This is a genomic window from Salinimicrobium catena, assembly GCF_900102915.1.
Lineage (GTDB): Bacteria > Bacteroidota > Bacteroidia > Flavobacteriales > Flavobacteriaceae > Salinimicrobium > Salinimicrobium catena.
The window spans coordinates 215,942-237,479 of the sequence record NZ_FNGG01000001.1 but is presented as its reverse complement, the minus strand read 5'-3'; the positions used below and the strand labels follow the sequence as shown (position 1 = coordinate 237,479).

14 protein-coding genes are annotated in these 21,538 nt (G+C 46.2%); 6 read left to right on the top strand and 8 right to left on the bottom strand.

Annotated elements, in window-relative coordinates; all coding sequences use genetic code 11:
- Positions 1-23 precede the first annotated feature (23 nt).
- The 3 genes from BLS64_RS01070 to BLS64_RS01055 all read left to right on the top strand — a co-directional run bounded on the left by BLS64_RS01070 (position 24) and on the right by BLS64_RS01055 (position 6,121).
- Positions 24-1,208: a TolC family protein gene (locus BLS64_RS01070; protein WP_093110877.1), complete on the top strand. Its 1,185-nt coding sequence runs from the start codon at positions 24-26 to the stop codon at positions 1,206-1,208.
- Between the two features lie 312 nt (positions 1,209-1,520).
- Complete coding sequence (locus BLS64_RS01060; protein WP_093112215.1) at positions 1,521-3,017, top strand: efflux RND transporter periplasmic adaptor subunit; 1,497 nt, start codon at positions 1,521-1,523, stop codon at positions 3,015-3,017.
- 23 nt (positions 3,018-3,040) lie between these two features.
- A complete protein-coding gene (locus tag BLS64_RS01055; RefSeq protein WP_093110873.1) occupies positions 3,041-6,121 on the top strand; it encodes an efflux RND transporter permease subunit in 3,081 nt (1,026 codons plus the stop codon).
- Between the two features lie 103 nt (positions 6,122-6,224).
- On the opposite strand, the gene proB is transcribed toward BLS64_RS01055, so the two are convergent.
- The 6 genes from proB to BLS64_RS01025 form a co-directional block, all read right to left on the bottom strand.
- Positions 6,225-7,004: a glutamate 5-kinase gene (proB, locus tag BLS64_RS01050; protein ID WP_093112213.1), complete on the bottom strand. Its 780-nt coding sequence runs from the start codon at positions 7,002-7,004 to the stop codon at positions 6,225-6,227.
- Between the two features lie 40 nt (positions 7,005-7,044).
- A complete protein-coding gene (locus BLS64_RS01045) occupies positions 7,045-8,244 on the bottom strand; it encodes a glutamate-5-semialdehyde dehydrogenase (RefSeq protein ID WP_093110871.1) in 1,200 nt (399 codons plus the stop codon).
- Between the two features lie 111 nt (positions 8,245-8,355).
- Positions 8,356-11,820, bottom strand: a complete 3,465-nt coding sequence (locus BLS64_RS01040) for an efflux RND transporter permease subunit (RefSeq protein WP_093110869.1) — start codon at positions 11,818-11,820, stop codon at positions 8,356-8,358.
- A 25-nt stretch (positions 11,821-11,845) separates the two neighbouring features.
- Complete coding sequence (locus BLS64_RS01035) at positions 11,846-13,006, bottom strand: efflux RND transporter periplasmic adaptor subunit (RefSeq protein ID WP_093110867.1); 1,161 nt, start codon at positions 13,004-13,006, stop codon at positions 11,846-11,848.
- Positions 13,007-13,037: 31 nt separating this feature from the next.
- The gene (locus BLS64_RS01030; RefSeq protein WP_093110865.1) at positions 13,038-14,393 is read right to left on the bottom strand and encodes a TolC family protein; all 1,356 of its coding nucleotides are present in this window, start codon (positions 14,391-14,393) and stop codon (positions 13,038-13,040) included.
- Positions 14,390-14,998 (bottom strand): TetR/AcrR family transcriptional regulator, encoded by a 609-nt coding sequence (locus BLS64_RS01025; RefSeq protein ID WP_093110863.1) that lies wholly within the window; start codon positions 14,996-14,998, stop codon positions 14,390-14,392. Before BLS64_RS01025 ends, BLS64_RS01030 begins: the two co-directional genes overlap by 4 nt.
- Before the next feature lie 144 nt (positions 14,999-15,142).
- Here BLS64_RS01025 and BLS64_RS01020 point away from each other — a divergent pair, with 144 nt between their 5' ends.
- Positions 15,143-16,117 (top strand): polyprenyl synthetase family protein, encoded by a 975-nt coding sequence (locus BLS64_RS01020; protein WP_093110861.1) that lies wholly within the window; start codon positions 15,143-15,145, stop codon positions 16,115-16,117.
- On the opposite strand, the gene BLS64_RS01015 is transcribed toward BLS64_RS01020, so the two are convergent.
- Entirely contained in the window at positions 16,114-16,563 is a 450-nt protein-coding gene (locus tag BLS64_RS01015; protein ID WP_093112211.1) for a hypothetical protein, read from the bottom strand. The genes BLS64_RS01020 and BLS64_RS01015 overlap by 4 nt on opposite strands.
- Positions 16,564-16,766: 203 nt before the next feature.
- Here BLS64_RS01015 and BLS64_RS01010 point away from each other — a divergent pair, with 203 nt between their 5' ends.
- Both BLS64_RS01010 and odhB read left to right on the top strand, forming a co-directional pair.
- Positions 16,767-19,538 (top strand): 2-oxoglutarate dehydrogenase E1 component, encoded by a 2,772-nt coding sequence (locus BLS64_RS01010; protein WP_093110859.1) that lies wholly within the window; start codon positions 16,767-16,769, stop codon positions 19,536-19,538.
- A gap of 56 nt (positions 19,539-19,594) precedes the next feature.
- Positions 19,595-20,830, top strand: a complete 1,236-nt coding sequence (gene odhB / locus BLS64_RS01005) for a 2-oxoglutarate dehydrogenase complex dihydrolipoyllysine-residue succinyltransferase (RefSeq protein WP_093110857.1) — start codon at positions 19,595-19,597, stop codon at positions 20,828-20,830.
- Between the two features lie 263 nt (positions 20,831-21,093).
- On the opposite strand, the gene BLS64_RS01000 is transcribed toward odhB, so the two are convergent.
- On the bottom strand, positions 21,094-21,531 hold the full coding sequence (locus tag BLS64_RS01000) for a retropepsin-like aspartic protease (RefSeq protein WP_093110855.1): 438 nt from the start codon (positions 21,529-21,531) through the stop codon (positions 21,094-21,096).
- Positions 21,532-21,538: the final 7 nt, after the last annotated feature.

Here is a 21,538-nt window from a genome sequence, read left to right as displayed (position 1 = left end):
TAGGTTAAACCTAAAAAATTACAATGTATAAATATATAGTATCCGTCTGTTTCGGATGCCTGTTCTCATTGGGTCTTTCAGCCCAGGATATGGGAGTTGACCAGGTACTGGAACAGATCAGTAAAAACAACAGGCAGATCAAGGCTTATCAATCCTTCATGGCGAGCCGGAATCTGGCTAATAAGTCTGAAAACAATCTCCAGGATCCGCAGGCTTCAGCGTATTACCTGCCTTTTGGGGAACATGAGACCGATGATTATTATGAATACCAGATCTCGCAACGATTTGAATTTCCAACGGTCTATGGCGCCCGAAGCAAGCGTATTGAAAAGCAGGAAGCACTGATGGAGCTGGAATATGAAGGGCTAAGGCAGGAAGTTTTGCTGAATGCCAAAAAACAGCTGCTCGAACTTCAGGTCCTTCAAAAGCGGAAAGAGTTGGAACAAAAACGAGTGGAGCAGGCCAGAGAGGTCTATGATCAGATCCGGCGACTATTCGAAGCCGAACAGATCGGGATCCTGGAACTGAACAAGGCTAAAGTAGCCTGGTTACAGGATCAGTTTGAGGTCGAGCAGCTGGAAATTAGAATGGAAAGTGTGCTCAGGGAGCTTCAGAAAATGAATGGCGGACAGGCCATAGAAGTTGGTCAGCTCCATATCTCTGAAGAAACCCAACTGCTTTCCCAGGATGCCATCTGGCAGGAAAAGCTTTCGGTCGACCCTGAACTTAAAGCCTTACAGGCCCAAACCGAGCTTGCCGAGCAACAGGTGAAACTGGAAAAGAACAAGGTGCTTCCTGAGCTAAGTGTGGGATATAATTACCAGGGAGTGAGTTCCAGTAACTATTCAGGTTTTCTGGGCGGACTTTCCATACCGCTTTGGAACAGCAAAAATAAAGTCAAGGCTGCCAAAGCAAGGTATGAATATGAGCAGTCGAATTCCGAATTTGTTCAGGCAGAGCTTTACACTGCTTTCCTGGAAAAGTTTCAGAGGTTTCAATTACTGGATGAAAAATATCTGGAATACAAGGAAACCTTTGAGGACCTTAATTCCGAAGAGCTTTTGTTCAAAGCCTATGATCTGGGAGAACTTTCCTTCCTTGATTATTACCGGGAAGTGGAATTCTACCGGCATGCTTATAACAGGATGCTGGAGATGGAAAAAGAACTACTTCAGTTAAAAGCAGAACTATTAAAACATCAATTATAATTTCAAATTAAACGATATGAATTTCAAGAATTTATTTTTCGCAGCAATATTAGTATTTGGTTTTTCGGCGTGCAGAGACACAGCTAGCGCAGAACACGGCCATGAACATGAAGAGGGAGTCGAGGCTCACGGTCACGAGGAGGAAGAGCACGGGCACCCGCATAACGAAGATGGGAGTCATATGGACGGTGAGCATACGGAGCAGGAAGAATTTACAGTGGGAGAGGATTCGCTGGATATGCACGAGGAAACCGACCACCATACCCACGATGACGGCACAGAGCACCACGACCACTAATGCTTAAAAAGGACATGAGATATATTTTATTGTTATGCATCTCGCTTTTGCTTTTTTCCTGCGGAAGTAACGGGGAGGAAGGCCATGCGCATGATGCAGAAGGAAATCACGTGAGTTCGGGAGTACCTGCGATAAGTAAAACCGTTTGGACAGACCAGACGGAGCTTTTCGTGGAGTTTCCGGCTCTCGTGGAAGGAAAAACGAGCAAATTTGCTGCTCACTTCACCAGGCTTGACAAACACCAGCCTGTTCGTGAAGGTTCGGTTACGGTTAGTTTGATAAAAGGAGGTAGCGGGATTCGCCATAAAGTGGACGCGCCTTCCTCTCCGGGGATCTTTTCTCCGAAGCTGCAACCTAAGGAAGCCGGGACTTATTACCTGGTTTTTGACCTGGAAACTCCTGAATATTCAGACAGGATCGTGGTCGAAAATGTTCAGGTTTATGGCTCGGCTGCTGAAGCTGCTGAAAATGTAGAAGAAGCCGCAGAAGGCGATATCAGTTTTCTGAAGGAGCAGGCCTGGAAGATCGATTTCCAAACTGAACCTGTTACTCAGGGAGAAGTTTATGGCATTGTTCATACCTCCGGAGTCTGGCAGGCTGCCCCGGGAACTTTTAAGACCCTGGCGGCAGGAGCAAACGGAATGGTAAATTTCGTTTCGGAAAACCTTACGGAAGGCAGCGAGGTGAAAAAAGGTCAGCTGTTGATGAATGTGAGCAGCGAAGGACTTTCGTCCAACAATATTCAGGCAGAGATCGCTCAGGCGAAAGCCAGGTACGATCAGGCAAAAGCCGAATACCAGCGTAAGAAAGAACTCTACGAGGATAAGATAGTTCCCAAAGCGGAATTCGAGAGAGTAGAAAGCAACTTTCGTGTAGCCGAATCAAATTATCGGGCCCTGGCTTCCAATTACGGAGCAGGCGGAAAGCAGATCCGTGCGCCTTTTGACGGGTTCATCAAATCCATCAGCACTTCCAACGGAGCTTACGTGGAGCAGGGTGCAAACCTGGTAACTATCGGGACCGATAAGTCAAGATTGCTGAAAACCCAGTTGAGCGCTTCTAAAAACCCTACCAAGGAATCCATCGCCAGTATCTGGTACAAAGGAGACAATGGTGAGTGGAAAGAGGTAGCTGGGGAATCCATTGTTTCTGTTGGTAAAGAAGTGGAAGACCGCAAGCCAATGATCCCGGTATATGTGAAAGTGAACGATGTGGTTGAAATGCCTGAAGGCAGTTTCACCGAGGTACAGATCGCACTGGGTAATGCAGAGCCGGGGATCGTGGTGCCTGAAGCTGCTTTACTGGAAGATTATGGTAATTATTCGGTGATCGTTCAGGTAAGCGGAGAAAGCTTTGAAAGACGCCCTATAAAAATAGGAAAACGAAACGGCCGGCAGGTGCAGGTACTTAGCGGACTGCAACCCGGAGATGTGGTAGTCACCACCGGAGCTTATCAGGTGAAGATGGCTTCAATGTCAGGTTCAACGCCGGCGCATGGGCACGAACATTAATTAATTCTGAAAAGATAAGTTAGATGTTAAACAAAATTTTATCAGTATCTCTTCAGAACAGGCTTTTGGTCTTGCTGGCAGCAGTGGTGCTTAGTGTTACCGGGTTTTACCTCGCACGTGATATGAACGTGGATGTATTTCCTGACCTTACAGCGCCTACTGTTACTATTTTGACGGAAGCTCACGGAATGGAATCTGAAGAGGTCGAAAAACTGGTGACCTATCAGCTTGAGACTGCGATGAACGGTTCGCCGAACGTGAGAAGGATCCGTTCTTCTTCCGCGGCCGGGATCTCCATTGTTTGGGTCGAGTTTGACTGGGGGACCGATATATACAAGGCCAGGCAGATCGTAAGTGAACGAATTCCGATGGTTAGGGAAAACCTACCAAGTGGGATCGGAGCTCCAAGGATGGCACCTATCTCTTCCATAATGGGAGAAGTAATGCTGTTGGGAGTCACTTCAGACAGCCTGAGCCCAATGGAACTAAGAACACTTTCCGACTGGCAGATCCGTCCGCGGATAAAAGCCATAGGCGGGATCGCCAACGTGGTAGTTATTGGTGGAGATTACAAGCAGTACCGGGTCTTTGCCGATCCGGGGAAGATGAAATATTACGATGTAAGCCTTGAGGAGCTCACAAAAAAGGTGAAGGAAGCAAATACCAATGCCCCGGGTGGTTTTCTGAACCAGTACGGAAATCAATACATCATCAAAGGAAGCGGAAGAGCTTATGCTTTGGAAGACCTGGAGGAAGCCGTGGTGAAACAGGTGAACGGCCAAAGCATCAAGATCAAGGATGTTGCGGATGTTCATATAGGGGCTGCCGATAAGATCGGGGATGGTTCGCTGAATGCAAAGCCGGCCGTGATCCTGACCATTTCCAAGCAACCCGATGTTAATACACTGGAGCTTACGGAAAGGCTGGATGAAGCCATCGCCGAACTGGAAACCAGCCTGCCAGAAAGTGTGGAGATCAAAAGTCAGATCTTCCGCCAGGCAGATTTTATCGATGCTTCCATCAGTAACCTGAATATGACCCTGCTCGAGGGAGCCTTTTTTGTGGTAATCGTATTGTTCATTTTCCTGATGAACTGGCGCACCACTTTTATTTCCTTGCTGGCTATTCCAATTTCTTTATTGGTGTCGATCATAGTGCTGAAAATGCTGGGCTACACCATCAATACGATGAGTCTTGGAGGAATGGCGATCGCGATCGGTGCCCTGGTCGATGACGCGATCATCGACGTGGAGAACGTATATAAACGCCTGCGGGAGAACATCAGAAAACCGAAAGCTGAAAGGCAATCGGTGATCACCGTGGTGCGGGAGGCATCGGTGGAGATCAGGAGTTCGATCATTATCGCGACGCTGATCATTATCGTCTCTTTCGTGCCCTTGTTTTTCCTTGGCGGAATGGAAGGCCGATTGCTGAAACCCCTTGGGATTGCATTCATCACTTCTGTACTGACTTCCTTAGTAGTAGCTGTTACCGTTACTCCGGTGCTGTGTACCTATCTGCTGAAAAAGGAGAAAATGCTGTTGAAACAGGCTGAGGGCACTAAAGTCGAAAGATGGCTGGAGCGCAGGTACGCTGCAACTTTGAACAGGGCTCTTAGGATCCCGAAAACCGTAATTGGAATAACGGTAATTGCCTTTCTACTGAGTATTGCCCTTTTCACACAGTTAGGAAGAAGCTTTCTGCCTGAATTCAACGAAGGTTCAATGGTAATAAGCGTAGTGGGGCCTCCGGCGATGGCTTTGGAAGAAAGCAACAAGACCGGCAGACAAGTTGAAGAACTCTTGCTTGAAATGCCTGAAGTAGAAGTGGTTACCCGGAGAACGGGTAGGGCAGAGCTCGATGAACACGCCCAGGGAGTGAACGCGGCCGAGATCGACGTGCCGTTTACTCTTGAAGATAAGTCGAAGGAAGACTTTTTCGAGGACGTCAGGGAAAAGCTGAGCATTGTTCCGGGGGTAAATATCACTTTAGGTCAGCCAATCGCCCACCGTATAGATCATATGCTTTCGGGAACCCGGGCGAATATCGCGATCAAGATCTTTGGGCCCGATTTGCAGCAGCTTTATTCCATTGGGAAAGATATTGAAGAGCAGATCACCCCGATAAACGGTCTCGCCGATGTGGCAGTTGATCAGCAGATCGAAGTTCCGCAGATCAAGATCACCCCAAAGAGGCAGATCCTTTCCGCTTACGGAATGACCGTTGGTCAGCTTATGGAGCAGGTTGATATTGCCTTTGCAGGACACGAAGTAGGGGAGGTGTATGAGGGTCAGAAATATTTTGACCTGGTAGTGCGCTATGACGAAAACTTCAGGAACAGCATTGAAAACATCAGAACTGCCCTGATAGGTTTACCCAATGGCGCACAGGTGCCATTGAACGAGGTCGCTACTGTTTCCTCGGTAAGTAGCCCGAATACCATCAGCAGGGAAGACGTGCAGCGTAAGATCGTGGTAGCTGCCAATGTGCAGGGGCGTGACCTGCGAAGTGCCGTTGAAGAGATCAGGGAAACCGTAAATTCTTCGGTGGATATGCCGGAAGGTTATCGTATACAGTATGGCGGACAGTTCGAAAGCGAATCGAAAGCTTCACAAATGTTATTGATAAGTGCAATAGCCGCTATTTTTGTGATCTTCCTGTTGTTATATTTTGAGTTCAACAACGTGAAACTGGCTTTCGTGGTATTGATCAACCTGCCGCTGGCTTTGATCGGAGGAATTTTGATCGTTTACTTTACCTCAGGTATCGTGAGCATTGCGTCTACGATAGGTTTCATCAGCCTTTTCGGGATCGCTACGCGAAACGGAATTCTGCTGGTGTCGAGATATGAAGACCTGAGAAAGGAAGGACTGAGAGGTTATGAACTTATCAAAAGCGGAGCCCTGGACAGGCTAAACCCTATTCTGATGACGGCCTTTACAACAGGGCTGGCACTAATTCCGCTTGCTCTAAAAGGAGGCGAACCGGGAAGTGAGATCCAGAGCCCGATGGCGGTAGTGATCCTTGGAGGATTGCTTTCGGCGACCCTTCTGAACCTGGTCGTGATACCATGTGTATACGATCTGGTGACCAGGAAGAATTAAAAAAGGTCCCGGAAAAGCGCTTTTTTTGCGGGATCTACTTATACCAAAAACAAAAAAATCCGGAGCACTAACTCCGGATCTTTCGTTCAATTAAAAATTAATATTAATGATGAATTTTGGTGAAATGCACCTCATCATTAATGGCGTTCAATATAAAGTTCTCGTCAAGCCCGTTTACGATCCAGGTCTCGATCTTTGCCTTTTGCGTGATCTCTGCAGCCGAAACCTTCGACTCCATTCCACCCGTACCATGGGCAGATTTGGTCTCAGACATCACCTCTTTCTTAAGCTCGTCGATATCGCTTACTTTCCTGATCGTTTCAGGAGTTTCGGCGCTAATGGACCCTTTCTTATACACTCCGTGCGTGTTGGTAGCGATGATGAACAGGTCCACATCAAGCAACGCAGCCGTTTGTGCAGCCAAATTATCATTGTCCCCAAACTGAATGGCTTCGGTTGAAGAGGTATCATTCTCATTGATGATAGGGATGTAGTCATTTTCAAGAAGCACATTCATCGTGTTGATGATGTTCTTCTTGGAATCATCCCTTCCGAAGTCATTAGGAGAAAGCAGGATCTGAGAGGTCAAAAGTCCCAATTCTCTAAAGCTTTCCTGGAAGATACGCATCAGGTGCGGCTGACCAATTGAAGCCAGGGCCTGTTTTACGTCGATGTTCTCCCCACTTCTTTCCAGGTTCACGAACTGCTTTGCCACAGCTACCGCTCCCGAGCTAATAAGCACGAACTCATAATCATCTTTTAGAGCCGCGATCTGGCGACCAATATCCTCGATCTTACCGCGGGAGATCTGATCGGTTTCCCTTGTGAGGGTGTTGGATCCTAATTTCAACAGAATTCTCTTTTTCTTCTTAGGCTTTTCCATCTCTATATTGTTGTGTTCTAAAATCTTATTCAAGTTATTCTTATCGTATTTGTCCATTACCGTGTATATACCATTTATTGGTTACTAAATGCTGAAGACCAATAGGTCCGCGCTGGTGTAACTTATCTGTACTAATGGCCAGTTCTCCACCAAGGCCCAATTGTCCCCCGTCTGTAAAGCGGGTAGAGGCGTTGTGGTAAACAGCGGCATTGTCTACGGTCTCCATGAATTGTTTTGCTGCCTGGTCATCTTTAGAGATGATAGAGGCAGAGTGCCCTCCTGAATATTTGTTGATCTTGGCGATCGCTTCAGAAACTGAATCTACTTCGCCAATGAGGATCTTATAATCAAGAAATTCTTCATACCATTCATCTTCACTCTTTACAGGTCTTGCATTTTCAAGCTTACCCTCTAAAGTCTTATCGGCGATGAATTCCACATTATATTCTGAAAGTCTTTCTACCAGTTTTTTCAGGAATTCTTCTTTATTCGGAAGGTGTGAATCTATCAGCACCTTGTCTACTGCGTTACAAGCCGAAATTTTCCCGGTCTTTCCGTTCAAAATGACATTTAACGCGATATCAATATCGGCCTGGTCGTGTACGTAAACGAAGTTATTACCGCGTCCGCTCACGATCACCTGTGCCGAAGAATTGTCTTTTACGAATTTGATCAATCTTTCCCCGCCCCGAGGGACGATAAGATCTACCGGCTGGGTAGGGTGTGCCAGGAATTCCTGGGTCTGTTTGCGGTCAAATTGCAGGTACTCCACCCATTCTGTAGAAACATTGTTCTCCTTAAGGGCCTGGTGCCACAATTCTACGATCCTAAGGTTGGAATTAAGAGATTCCTTACCTCCTTTTAAAAGGATCTTGTTACCAGATTTAAAGGCGATCCCTGCCGCCTCCACGGTCACGTCGGGTCTTGATTCATAAATGATCATGACCGTTCCAAAAGACGCGGTCTTATTGTAGACCTGCATCCCGTTCTCATGCTTGAAGCTGAAGCGCTCCACTCCCACAGGGTCTTCCTGGGAAGCCAAATGTTCTAAAGACGCGACCATTCCTTTTATTTTTGAATCGTCTACTTTAAGCCTGTCTTCCATGGCCAGATCGTCACCTGAATAGTTATCCAGGTCGATCTTATTTGCTTTTAAAATATTTTCTTTTTCCTGTTCTACAAGTTTGGCCATTGATCTTAAAACGGCATTTCGTTCATCAATGGTTAATAGCGTGTTCATTCTTTGATTTTTAATTAATAAATAATTGAACTTCGCTCATAAGGGCGCAAACACTTTGCCAGACTCCCCTTAAAAAAGAAAACCTCCGGTGTATTGCCGGAGGTTTCGTTTTTAAGCTGCTGTGCTTTGCAGTTTCTTATCCCTTTTTTTCCTGATCTTCACTCTTGCCCTGTTGATGATATAGAGCATAGCCGGCACCACCACTAAGGTTAGGAAGGTTGCGAAGATCAATCCAAAGATCACTGTCCACGCCAGCGGCCCCCAGAAGATCACGTTGTCACCTCCAAAATAGATCTGCGGGTCATAATCTGTGAAAAGTGTAAAAAAGTCAATGTTAAAGCCTATTGCCAGAGGGATAAGCCCCAATACTGTCGTAATGGCAGTAAGCAGAACCGGACGCAGCCTGGATTTCCCTCCTTCAACGATAACAGCAAAATACTGTTTTTTTGTCAGTAGATCATGTTCATCCAGCCCCAGCGAAGCCTTTTTACGGTCTATGAGGATCTGGGTGTAGTCCACCAGTACGATCGCGTTGTTCACCACGATCCCTGCGAGGGAGATAATCCCCATCATGGTCATGATGATGATGAAGTCCATCTGGAAGATCACCATACCCAGGAATACCCCTGCCAAACTCAGGAACACCGCCATAAGAATGATTAGAGGTTTGGGTACAGAGTTGAATTGCGCAACCAGGATCAGCAGGATTCCGCCAAGGCCAATGATCAATGCCTTGAGCAGGAAGGACATGTTCTCATCTTGCTTTTCCTGTTCTCCCGTAAACTGCAGTTCCATGTTCTTTGGCAGCTCATAGCTTTGAAGTTCATTCTGAAGCTGCTCTACAATGGCATTTCCGTTGTATCCTTCCAGCACGTTCGAATATAGGGTGATCACTCTTTTAAGATCTTTCCTTTTGATCGAACTAAACGCTGAAGTAAGTTCCTTTTTGGTAACCGAAGAAACCGGAACCTGCACGATCTCTCCCGTGTTCTGGTTCTTAAAGGTGATAGGCTGGTTGAAAAGTGCGTTTTCATCATACCTGAAATCTTCATTGAATCTCACATTGATCTCATAATCTTCATCGCCTTCCTTATAGGTGGAGATCTCCTCTCCGTAGATCGCCCTTCTTAAGGTTTGTCCCACGGTAGCTGAAGAAACTCCCAGCTGCCCGGCCTTGACCCTGTCTACCGTCACATTCAGCTCGGGTTTGGACTTGTTTACGTCAATGTTAAGCTCTTCGATACCGCCTATGTTGAGTTCGTTGATGTATTCCCTTAGCTGTTCAGCTTCCAGGAGCATCTGCTCATAATCCTCGCCTCTTAGTTCGAGGTTGATAGGGTAACCGGTTGGTGGCCCTGCCGCATCTTTTTCAACGATGATCGACGCTCCCGGAAATCCCTGCACGGCTTCCCTTACCTCTGAAAGCACATGGCTACTCTTTACTCCGCGCCTTTCCTTGAACTCCCGCATGGTAAGGGTGACCTTTCCTTTATGTGGCATCTCGTTTTGCTGGCCGCCATCGGTCTGCGGGTTACCCGCTCCCTGGCCTACCTGTGCAATAGCCGATTCCACCATATAGTTATACCCGTCTTCATCCTCATATTTTTCAATGAGATCGTAGATGCGCTCCTCCACTTTCTTGGTGAGCTCATTGGTCTTCCTGATATCGGTTCCTTCAGGATATTCTATGTAGGTGATGATCTGGTTTGGCTGATTTTCTGGAAAGAAAAGCACCTTCGGTTTTACGATCCCCACCAGGATGAATGACAGGATAAGCATAAGAAGCGTACCTGAAAATACCAGGTAGGCATTCTTTCCTTTTAAAGAAAACCTTAAGGTTTGTTCGTATTTGGTTTCCAGTTTTTTCAATGCTTTGAACTGGAAGTAATCAACGAACGGACTCAGGAAATATTTATAAGCCCAAAGCAAAATGGCAGACAGGATGGAAAGGTTTCCGATTCCACGTAAAGCTCCCATGTCTATGATATATCCTGCAATGACAAGAAGAATTCCTACTCCTGCCAAAATAGCGCTCCACCTGATGAGTTTCTTCTTGGTGAGTTTCTTCTCTTCGGTCTTCATATACTGCGAGGTCAGCATGGAATTGATGATAAGTGCCACGAAGAGCGATGATCCCAACACGATGGAAAGTGTGATAGGGAAATAGATCATGAACTTTCCAATGGTTCCCGGCCAGAGGCCTAAGGGGAAGAAGGCGGCCAAAGTTGTGGCTGTGGAGGCAATGATAGGCCAGGCGATCTCGCCCACTCCCTGCTTGGCAGCCTTAAGACGCGGCATGCCCTGGTCCATCAGGCTGTATACATTCTCTACTACCACGATCCCGTTGTCAACAAGCATCCCCAGTCCCATAACCAGGGCGAAAAGCACCATGGTATTGAGGGTAAACCCGATACTGGACAGAATGATGAACGAAAGGAACATGGAAAGCGGGATGGCAAACCCAACAAAAAGTGCATTTCTGAACCCAAGGAAGAACATCAATACCAACACCACGAGGATCACCCCGAAAATGATGTTGTTTACCAGATCGTCAACCATGTTCTCAGTTGTGGTAGATTGGTCATTGGAATAGGAGATATGCAGATCATCCGGCAGATAAGTTTCCTGTTCGTATTCAATGATCTCCTTGATGTCGTCAATGGCCTGGATCATGTTCTTTCCGCTTCGTTTTTTGACATCAAGCATCACCACAGGCTCGCCATATTCACGCGCGAACGTGGTAGGCTCCTTTTCCTGGAACTTGACTTCGGCTACATCCCGCAAAAAGACATTTCCTTCCTCTCTTTTGATGATGATGTTTTCCAGCTCCTTCGGATCCTGGATCTCTCCCAGGATCCTGATATTCTTCTGAATCCCTCCTGTAATGACATTCCCGCCCGAGATAGTCTGGTTCTCCATGCTCACGGCGCTTACAATGTCGCCAAAACTTACTTTTGAAGCAGCCATTTTATGAGGGTCAACAGCGATCTCCACCTCTTTTTCTTCAGCCCCGCGAATGGAAGCCTCCTTGATCTGTGGTAGTAATTCGATCCTGTCCTGCAGGTATTCGGCGTACTCTTTTAGCTGCTGTACCGGAAAATCTCCCGTAAGGTTAATGTTCAGGATGGGCATTTCTTCGGAAAGGTTCAGGTCAAAAACGTTGGGTTCTACCTTGGCACCATTGTCCATGGTGGGCCAGGTGGTGGCCGCTTTTTCCTGGTCTACCTTGTCCTTTACTTTCTGCCGAGCGGCATCTACGGATATATCCTCATCAAATTGCACGATGATAAGCGAGTAATCCTGAAGGGTAGTGGAGGTGATCTCGTTCACTCCCCCAATATTGTTGAATTCTTCCTCTAAAGGCTCGGTAATGAACTTTTCCACATCCTCTGCCGAGTTCCCCGGGTTGACCGAACTAACGTAGATCTTGGTCTCCACCACCTCGGGGAAAGACTCCCGCGGCATGCTGTAGTATGACAGTAATCCGCCCAGCAGCACAATGGCAATGATGACGTAGACCGTCATACGGTTGTCAATGGCCCAGGAAGAAAGTTTAAAATCTTTATCTAATTTCATCTTGTGAATTTCTGATTGAAAATGATTAGTTGAGGATCTTTACCTCTTCTCCTTCACTAATGTTCTTTGCGCCTTCGGTGATCAACAGCTCTCCCGGTTTAAGGCCGGAAAGTACCTCCACATGATCATTATAAATCTTTCCGGTTTCCAGGATCCTTTTTTCCGCAGTGCCGGTACTGTCATTAGTAGGCTGTAGCACATAGATCACACTTTGGCCAGCGGCGTTCTTTTGGATCACCCCTTCAGGAATGATCACCGCGTTTTCTGAAGTGTAATCGTTTAGCTTCACGGTAGCGATGAGGTTTGGTTTTACCAGCTCCTTATCGTTAGGGACGGCCACCTTGATCTCAAAGGTGCGGTTGTTCGGATTGATGAAGTTCCCGACCTGTTGAATTTCTGACTGGAATTCGGTTCCCGTAGCGGCGATCTCTACCATCACCTCAGTGCCTTTTTTGATGCTGCCCAGGTAAGATTCCGGTACGGCGGCAGTGATGTACATGTTCGATAGATTGATAAGTCTGAACAATCTGCTTTGTCCAGGGGCAACCACCTCTCCCTGTTCTGAAAAAGTTTCGTCAATAACCCCTGAAAAAGGGGCTCTCACTACTGTTTTTGAAAGCTGGGATTGCAATTGATTCACCGAATTCTGTACCGCCTCATAATTCGCTTTTGCTTCCAGGAACTGGATCTCAGAACCAATGTTCTGCTCCCACAACCTTTTTTGCCTCTCAAAAGTGGTCTTTGCAAGGGCAGCCTGGGTTTCAAGCTGCGCTAGCTGACTTGATAGGCCGCCATCATCGATACGTGCCAATACCTGTCCTTTGTTCACGCGGTCTCCTTCCTCAACCAGCACGTCGAGCAGAACGCCGGAAAATTCCGGGTAAATAGTGATGTTCTCATCTGTTTCCACATCCCCCGGGATCTCTACATAATGCTTGAAAAGCGTGTCTTCTACCCTTGTGGTTCTTACCAAAGCGAATTGAGTCCTTTTGTCCAGTTTTTGAATGGCCGCATCAAGTTTGGCTATCTTGGAACTGAGTTCGCCTTGCTGTTTGCTTAGTTCGGCTTTTTTGGCTCTTATTTCTGAAAGGTTCCCTTCCTCGATGACTTCTTCTACAGATCTGTCTGAATTTCCGCAGGATGCAAGAATGAAGAGACTGACAATTAATAGGCTTATTTTTTTCATTGTTTGGATTTCAAATGTTCTTTTTTCTGATCTATTCTTCGGAATAATGGGTGGTGTCAAGGATGTTCTCCAGCTCAACTTTTGCGTTGATCACTTCAAGCATGGCCTCGAGCAGACTTTGCTGAGCAGCGTAAAGTTGCCTTTGCGCCTCGCTTAGTTCGAAACTGCTGGCAAGGCCCTCGAAGAACTTTATCTGGTTCTTGTTCTCGATCCTTTCGGCCAGCTGAAGGTTTTCCTGCTGCGCCTGATAGTTTTCCAGGCTGTAGCGGTAATTCGATTTGGCCGATTTGATCTCCAGCCTTATCTGGTTTTTGGTTTCTTCCAGGTCAAGCAGGGCCTGTTCATATTCCAGTTCCTTCTGTTTGGTTCTGGAACTGCGCATTCCACTGCTAAAAATGGGAATGTTAAGGCTCAATCCTAAGATCGATTGTCCGAAATACTCCTGTTCCTCGTCAAAAAAGGTAAAGTCGTCACTATATCCGGCTACCCCATAGTTGAGGAAACCGTTAAGGGTAGGTAAAGCTTTTGCCTTTTCAAGCCGCACGTAAATGTTCGCAGCTTCGGCGGTGTTCGCCGCGATCCTCACATCAATGTTCTCTTCAACAGGTATGGACTTTTCCAGAACCTGCAGGTCTATGAACTGCACTGCAAGGTTGTCCAGATCTTCAGTGAGAGTGACCGGTTTTTCTACCGGAATGCCCAAAGCCATGTTGAGCACCTGGTACGCGATGTCCAGCATGCGCACGCTGCGATTAAGATTGTTCTCAATGCCCAGGCGGGTGATCTTCAGCTGTTCTACATCCTCTTCTTCTGCGAGCCCGTTCTCATATATTTTCTGGGTGTCACTCAGGTTCTTTTCGACGTTTTCGAGGTTATTCTGAAGGATCTCCACACTTTCCTCAGCCATGAGCACATTTCCGTAGGCATTGATCACGGCTTTCCTCACTTCGAGGTCAGTCTTGACCTTCGCATTTTTGGAGATCTGCAAAAGGGTGCGGGCCGATTGTACTCCTACTATATAGGAACCGTCAAAAATAAGTTGATTCCAGGTGGCGGTACCGTTGAGGTTCTGTTTGGTTCCAAACCGCACCGGAACAAAAGTACCCGGTTCTCCTCCCGCGATCTCGCCGGGAATGATCGTTACCGGCTGTTTTAGGAAGTTCTGATAATCAACGTCACCCGAGATCTGCGGTAAACCCTGGGAAATGATCTCCCATTTCTGCTTCAGGGCCTTTTCCACTTCCTTCTCAGATCTGATCGAGCTGTAATTGTTCCCCAGCCCCAAAGCTATCGCTTCTTCCAGGGACAGCGAGAGGGTTTCCTGCGGAGTTTGTGCCGAAAGCCCCATCCATAAGAACCCGAATATGATACTGCTTAAATATTTCATTTTTGAGTGTTGGTGTTTAAAAGTTCGTTGAGAGTAGCCAGGCCTTCCGGCGTCACGATGGCCCTTAGGTGATACTCCAGGTGTTTCTCGATAAGCTCGGCCGTGGAATATTCAGATTCCGGGAAAAGATCCCGATCCTTTATTCCCAGCATTCCCACAAAATAGATCCTGCTGATGAACTCTACCGGAAGGTCTTTGCGGTAGATCCCTAAAGCGATCCCCCTTTCAAGGTTTTCTTTGATCTGGCCTTCCAGGAGTTGTTGCTGCTTCCCGGTAATGGTGCTGTAGACCTTAGGATAATACTTTTGCAGCTGAAACTGCGGGCTGGACCTTTCGTTCTTTAAATGCTGGCAGGCGAAATTCTTGATGTTATACATCTCAACAATGGGATCACTCTGCTCCTCTCTTATTTCTTTTATCCCTTCAGAAATATTCTCAAAGACGTACAGGGCGGTTGCCTCCACCAGCTTGGTCTTGGTGGCAAAATGCGCGTAGATCGTCTTTTTGGATATTCCGAGGTCTGCCGCGATCTCATCCATGGTCACGCTTTTAACGCCCAGGCTGAGGAACTTTTCGGCAGCTTTGCTAAGAATACTTTCTTTCACTTTCTAAAATTTTGAGGCTGCAAAGATACTATAGGAAACTTTTAAAACAATAAAAGTTTCCAAAGTTTTTTACTTCGGAAATTCCCATTTTCAAAAGACCGGTTTTTCCTGCTGATTTTGGTATTTTAGCCGAAAATTCGATTTATGCATTCCATTGACTGGTACAGGGAAGAATTCGTGCAATATCTTTCAGAAAAAGTGAAGACCAAAGAGCCTGCAAACCTCTACGATCCCATGATCTACATCCTTGGGCTGGGAGGAAAACGGGTGAGGCCTGTACTGGTGTTGATGGCTGCCGAGATCTTTGGGAGTGATCCAAAAAAGGCGCTTGATTCGGCCCTGGCCATTGAGATCTTTCATAATTTCTCCCTGGTGCATGATGATATTATGGATGATGCGCCCCTGCGCAGGGGGAAAAAGACCGTGCATGAGAAATGGGATGTGAACACCGGCATCCTTTCGGGAGATGCCATGCTCATCAAGGCTTACCAGCTGTTCGAGAATTATGAAGGAGAAACCTTCAGGGAGCTGGCCAAGCTCTTTTCAAAAACAGCGATCGAGGTCTGCGAAGGGCAGCAGTATGACATGAATTTTGAAACGCGCGAAGATGTTACCATTCAGGAGTATCTCAAAATGATAGAATACAAAACGGCGGTTTTAGTGGGTGCTTCTCTGCAAATGGGAGCCATAGTGGCGGGCGCTTCCGAAGAAAATAAGAAAAGGATCTACGAATACGGAAGGTTGCTGGGGATAGCTTTCCAGTTGCAGGACGACTATTTGGATGCTTTTGGAGATCCTGAGACCTTCGGAAAACAGGTGGGTGGCGACATTATTGAGAACAAGAAGACCTTTTTATATCTCACCACTTTAGATACCGCGGCGGCCAAAGTGGCCTTACAGCTGGAGCATTTGTACTCTATCAATCCGCCCGATGCCGGTGCAAAGGTGGAGACCGTAAAAAGCCTTTTTGAGAGCAGCGGTGCGGCAGAACTTACCCGCAGGGAGATCGAAAAGTATACTGAAAAGGCATTTCAGGTGCTTGAGGAGCTGGAGATCTCAGAAGAAAAAAAGGCCCTGCTCCGCAATTTCGGACAGGGCCTTATGGACCGGGAAGTTTAGAAATAGACGCTGATAAAAGGCATTAACGCGCTGCCGTAAATGCTTTTTTCATCATCATATAAAACATCGTACCTGATGCCGACCGTTACAGGTCCGGTGGTGTAGCCTGCGCCCAGAAACAGGGCGGGATACCAATAAGAATCCTTTCTATTAGCGCCTTCCAGCTCCCAGCTTCGGGAAACGTAATTCTCTTCAAACTCTGCGGAAAGCTGAATATTTTGGATCGGCCTCAATAGCCCAATAAGACTTCCGGAAATGGAATGAGCCGAATAATTATCGGCATTGGTGTAAGTGCCGGCGATCCCTATCCCGGCAGAGGCCAAATTATTGAAGTCGTAAACTGCCTTTGGGGCAAGAAACGCGCTAAAGGCGTTGTCGCTGAAACTCAAGCCCAGGCTTCCTCCAAAACGCACATTATCTAAAAAGCGGGAATTTTCCCGACTCATTTCAGTTTGTGCAAAAACATAAGAATGAGTGCTTAAGCATAATATTATGAAAAATAAAAAACGTTTTCCCTTGAATAACTGGAGGATCATATTGTTAAAATTGTTTTAAGTTGAGGGATAAATATAGGAATTGGATCTCTTTATCTTTTTTAAAAATTGTACTTTTGTAGAGTTTTAAAAAAAAGAAACAGTAGTTTCACCTTATGGATAAATTTTCATTTTTAAATGCCGCACATACAGCATATTTTGCTGAACTATATGACCAGTATTTACAATATCCCGATAGTGTAGAACCCAGCTGGAGGGCTTTTTTCCAGGGCTTTGACTTTGGAATGGAAAATGCCTCTAACGGGCAGGCTGTGTTCGAACATCCACAGAACGGAGATGCAGTTGAGATCCCAGAGCCTGTGATTAAAGAATTCCAGGTAGTTAAGTTGATCGAAGGTTATCGCACACGGGGTCACCTTTTTACCAGGACCAACCCGGTTCGTGCCAGAAGAAAATACAGCCCTACTTTAGATATTCAGAATTTCGGATTAGGGCAAAGTGACCTTGATACTACCTTTAATGCGGGAGAGATCCTGGGCATAGGGCCTGCTACGCTGAAGGAGATCATCGTTCACCTGGAAAAGGTTTATTGTGATTCCATCGGTATTGAATATATGTATATTCGAAAGCCGGAAGAGATACAATGGATACAGAACAAGCTGAACATCAATGAAAATCAGCCAAAGTTTGATGCCGAGCAGAAAAAACACATTCTTAAAAAGCTGAATGAGGCGGTTTCTTTTGAGAACTTCCTTCATACAAAATACGTGGGGCAAAAGCGTTTCTCTCTGGAAGGAGGGGAGAGCCTTATTCCCGCCTTGGACGCCCTTATTGAAAAAGCTGCCGACCTTGGAGTGAAAGACTTCGTGATGGGGATGGCACACCGAGGACGTTTGAGTACCCTTACCAATATCTTCGGAAAGAGCGCCAAAGACATCTTCAGTGAATTTGACGGAAAAGATTACGAGCAGGATATTTTTGACGGGGATGTGAAATATCACCTGGGATGGACCTCATGCCGAAAAACCGATCACGGGAAAGAGATCAATATCAACATCGCTCCCAACCCTTCTCACCTGGAAACAGTGGGAGCTGTAGTAGAAGGTATTGCACGTGGAAAGCAGGATCGTCATTATAAGGAAAACATTCAGAACGTGCTTCCTATCATCGTGCATGGAGATGCCGCGATATCTGGCCAGGGGCTTGTGTATGAGATCGTGCAGATGGCTCAGCTGGATGGTTATAAAACAGGGGGAACCGTGCATATTGTGGTGAACAACCAGGTAGGTTTCACTACGAATTACCTTGACGGTCGTTCTTCGACCTATTGTACAGACGTGGCAAAAGTGACCTTGTCACCGGTGCTGCACGTCAATGCCGATGATGCAGAGGCAGTTGTTCACGCTGTGTTGTTCGCGCTTGATTTTAGAATGACCTTTGGGAGAGATGTTTTCATTGATCTTCTGGGGTATAGAAAATACGGGCACAACGAAGGGGATGAGCCAAGGTTCACCCAGCCTAAATTGTATAAAGCGATCAGCTCGCATAAGAACCCTCGTGACATTTATGCCGAAAAGCTAAAAGAGCAAGGTATTATTGGAGAGGATCATGTGGCGAAGCTGGAAGAAGAATATAAAGCCAAGTTGGAAGAGAACCTGGAGGATTCCCGAAAAGAAGAGACTACCAGGATCACGCCTTTCATGCAGGATGAATGGGAAGGGTTTGAGCATGTGGATGAGACCAGGATGATGGAAGATGTGGACACCACCGTGCCCATGGAGATGCTTACTGAGGTGGCCGATGTGATCACGAAACTTCCAGAGGACAAAAAGTTCCTGCGAAAGATCCAGAAACTTATCGACCAGCGTCATAAGATGTTTTTTGAAAACAACAGCCTAGATTGGGCTATGGCCGAATTACTAGCCTACGGAACCCTTCTTAAGGAAGGCTATTTTGTGAGAATGAGCGGGCAGGATGTAGAGCGTGGAACGTTCTCTCACAGGCATGCTGTTGTGAAAGTTGAAGACAGTGAAGAAGAAGTGGTTCTTTTGAATCACATTAAAGGATCTGAAGGCGACTTCCAGATCTATAACTCCTTGCTTTCAGAGTATGGAGTAGTCGGGTTTGATTATGGGTACGCTATGGCAAGCCCTAAATCTCTTACCATCTGGGAGGCTCAGTTCGGGGATTTCAGTAACGGAGCCCAGATCATGATAGATCAGTATATTTCCGCAGCTGAAGATAAATGGAAGCTGCAAAATGGGTTGGTTATGTTACTGCCACATGGCTATGAAGGCCAGGGTGCGGAACACTCTTCTGCCAGAATGGAAAGATACCTGCAGCTTTGTGCCAAGGATAACATGTTCGTGGCCGATGTGACCACACCTGCCAACATGTTCCACCTGTTGAGAAGGCAAATGAAAGTGAACTATAGAAAACCTCTTATTGTTTTCACTCCAAAAAGTTTGCTGAGACATCCAAAAGTGGTGTCTACAAAAGAAGAATTTGCGAACGGCACGTTCCAGCCTTTACTGGATGACGAAACTGCTTCTGTAGAAAAAGTAACATCTTTGGTATTTTGTACCGGGAAATTCTACTATGATCTGCTGGAGCGCAGGGAAGAGGAAAACCGTGAGGATGTTGCCCTGGTAAGGATCGAGCAGTTATTCCCGTTGCCTACAGAACAGATCAAAAAGGTAATGGAGAAATACACCAATGCCGATGACATTGTGTGGGCCCAGGAAGAGCCTAGGAACATGGGAGCTTACAGTCACTTGCTGTTGCATTTTGAAGAGTCGAAGAACTTCAGGGTGTGCAGCAGGAAATTCTACGGGTCTCCGGCCGCAGGTAGTTCTGTGAGATTCAAGAAGCGTCATGAGAGAGTGATCGCTTCGGTATTCGATAAAAGTTCAGATAGTCCATTATAAAAAGTAATAATTAAAATTCCCCGGCCAAGTGCCGGAAACAATAAAAACAAAAGATCATGGCTTTAGAAATGAAAGTCCCTTCTCCGGGAGAATCCATCACCGAAGTTGAAATCGCTCAATGGTTGGTCGAAGACGGAGATTATGTAGAAAAAGATCAGGCGATCGCCGAAGTGGATAGTGACAAGGCAACCTTGGAACTTCCTGCTGAAGCAAGCGGTATCATCACCCTGAAGGCAGAAGAAGGAGATGCCGTTGCTGTTGGAGAGGTGGTTTGTTTGATCGATACAGATGCGCCTAAACCGGGAGGTGAAGGAAAGTCTTCTGAAGCAAAGGAATCAAAAGAAGAGCCAGCTGAAAAAGAAGCTGCTCCAGAAAAACAAGAACCTAAGGAGGCTCCCAAGAAAGAGGAAACTTACGCGACCGGAAGTCCTTCCCCTGCCGCCAAGAAGATCCTTGACGAAAAAGGTATGGAGGCAAAATCTGTTACCGGAACCGGGCGTGATGGAAGAGTTACCAAAGAAGATGCGATGAACGCAAAACCTTCTATGGGTACTCCGGGAACCGGAAAAAGAGGGGAGAGCCGCAAGAAAATGTCAATGCTGCGCCGTAAGGTTTCAGAAAGACTGGTAAGCGCCAAGAACGATACCGCCATGTTGACCACTTTCAACGAAGTGGACATGTCGGCCATTTTCTCCCTGCGTAAGCAGTATAAAGATGAGTTCAAAGACAAGCACGGGGTAAGCCTTGGCTTCATGTCTTTCTTTACCCTGGCTGTAGTAAGGGCTCTTGACCTTTACCCGGCTGTGAATTCAATGATCGACGGAGATTACCAGATCTCTTACGATTATAAGGACATCAGCATTGCTGTATCAGGTCCAAAAGGACTTATGGTGCCGGTAATGAGGAATGTAGAGAATATGAGCTTTAGAGCTGTTGAAGCTGAAGTGAAAAGACTGGCAATTAAAGTACGTGACGGTAAGATCACCGTGGACGAAATGACGGGAGGTACTTTTACCATTACCAATGGTGGAGTGTTTGGTTCTATGTTGTCAACACCGATCATTAACCCACCACAGAGCGGTATTCTAGGAATGCACAACATCGTGGACAGACCTGTGGCCGTTGACGGCCATGTGGAGATTCGTCCTATCATGTATGTGGCGCTTTCTTACGACCACAGGATCATCGACGGGAAAGAATCTGTAGGATTCCTTGTTGCCGTGAAGGAAGCTTTGGAAAATCCTGAAGAATTGCTGATGGATAACGATGTAAAGAGAGCTCTAGAGCTGTAAAGCTTTCCGTAGCTAAAACTATAAAGGGCAATGATTTTGATCATTGCCCTTTTTTATTGATTAACGTAAAGTAAAAATTTTGATCAATAGCTGAACAGAGTGTAAATGTTCAGCGTAATAACAAAGATCACCGCAAGTGCGATAATAACAGGAAATACCTGGTGGTGGTTGTGGTTAAAAGAGTTCATAGCTTTAGGTTTTTTGGGTTATCCTAAAGTTCCGAAAAGCATGAACCAAATGGTATGGGGGAAAACCCCTATTGTTTATTTCAGGAAAAGGTTCATTGATTTGTAATCAATGATGGCTTTACCTTTTTTAAGGATATCAGCCCCGATGATCCCCTGTACTTTTTCGGCTTTGTGTTTTACCAGTGCGTCATTTACGTGGCGCAGGTCGAAGAGAACAAGATCAACTTTTTTCTTTTTCCAGCCTTTTATCTCAACGATATTCTTTTGCGCTATCTGGGTCATCATATTGGTAGCTCCTGCCCCTGCGGCTTTTATATCAGAATCTTCTGCTAAAAGATTGAAATGGGAGACCGCTTCAAATCCAACACAGGAGCTTGACGCGCCGGTGTCGAGGATAAATGTGCCTTCAATATCATTGATCTTTGCTTTGACTTCAAGGTGCTTGGTGGCTGTATAGGTAAGAGGGATCTTTTTATATCCTTTTTCTTTCAAAAACTTTTTCAGAGACGACATTCTTTTC

Coding starts and splice junctions, on each gene's coding strand:
- BLS64_RS01055 (WP_093110873.1), top strand. CDS start 3,041: ATGTTAAACAAAATTTTATCAGTATCTCTTCAGAACAGGCTTTTGGTC.
- odhB (WP_093110857.1), top strand. CDS start 19,595: ATGGCTTTAGAAATGAAAGTCCCTTCTCCGGGAGAATCCATCACCGAA.
- BLS64_RS01035 (WP_093110867.1), bottom strand. CDS start 13,006: ATGAAAAAAATAAGCCTATTAATTGTCAGTCTCTTCATTCTTGCATCC.
- BLS64_RS01070 (WP_093110877.1), top strand. CDS start 24: ATGTATAAATATATAGTATCCGTCTGTTTCGGATGCCTGTTCTCATTG.
- BLS64_RS01030 (WP_093110865.1), bottom strand. CDS start 14,393: ATGAAATATTTAAGCAGTATCATATTCGGGTTCTTATGGATGGGGCTT.
- BLS64_RS01010 (WP_093110859.1), top strand. CDS start 16,767: ATGGATAAATTTTCATTTTTAAATGCCGCACATACAGCATATTTTGCT.
- BLS64_RS01000 (WP_093110855.1), bottom strand. CDS start 21,531: ATGTCGTCTCTGAAAAAGTTTTTGAAAGAAAAAGGATATAAAAAGATC.
- BLS64_RS01060 (WP_093112215.1), top strand. CDS start 1,521: ATGAGATATATTTTATTGTTATGCATCTCGCTTTTGCTTTTTTCCTGC.
- BLS64_RS01040 (WP_093110869.1), bottom strand. CDS start 11,820: ATGAAATTAGATAAAGATTTTAAACTTTCTTCCTGGGCCATTGACAAC.
- proB (WP_093112213.1), bottom strand. CDS start 7,004: ATGGAAAAGCCTAAGAAGAAAAAGAGAATTCTGTTGAAATTAGGATCC.
- BLS64_RS01020 (WP_093110861.1), top strand. CDS start 15,143: ATGCATTCCATTGACTGGTACAGGGAAGAATTCGTGCAATATCTTTCA.
- BLS64_RS01045 (WP_093110871.1), bottom strand. CDS start 8,244: ATGAACACGCTATTAACCATTGATGAACGAAATGCCGTTTTAAGATCA.
- BLS64_RS01015 (WP_093112211.1), bottom strand. CDS start 16,563: ATGAGTCGGGAAAATTCCCGCTTTTTAGATAATGTGCGTTTTGGAGGA.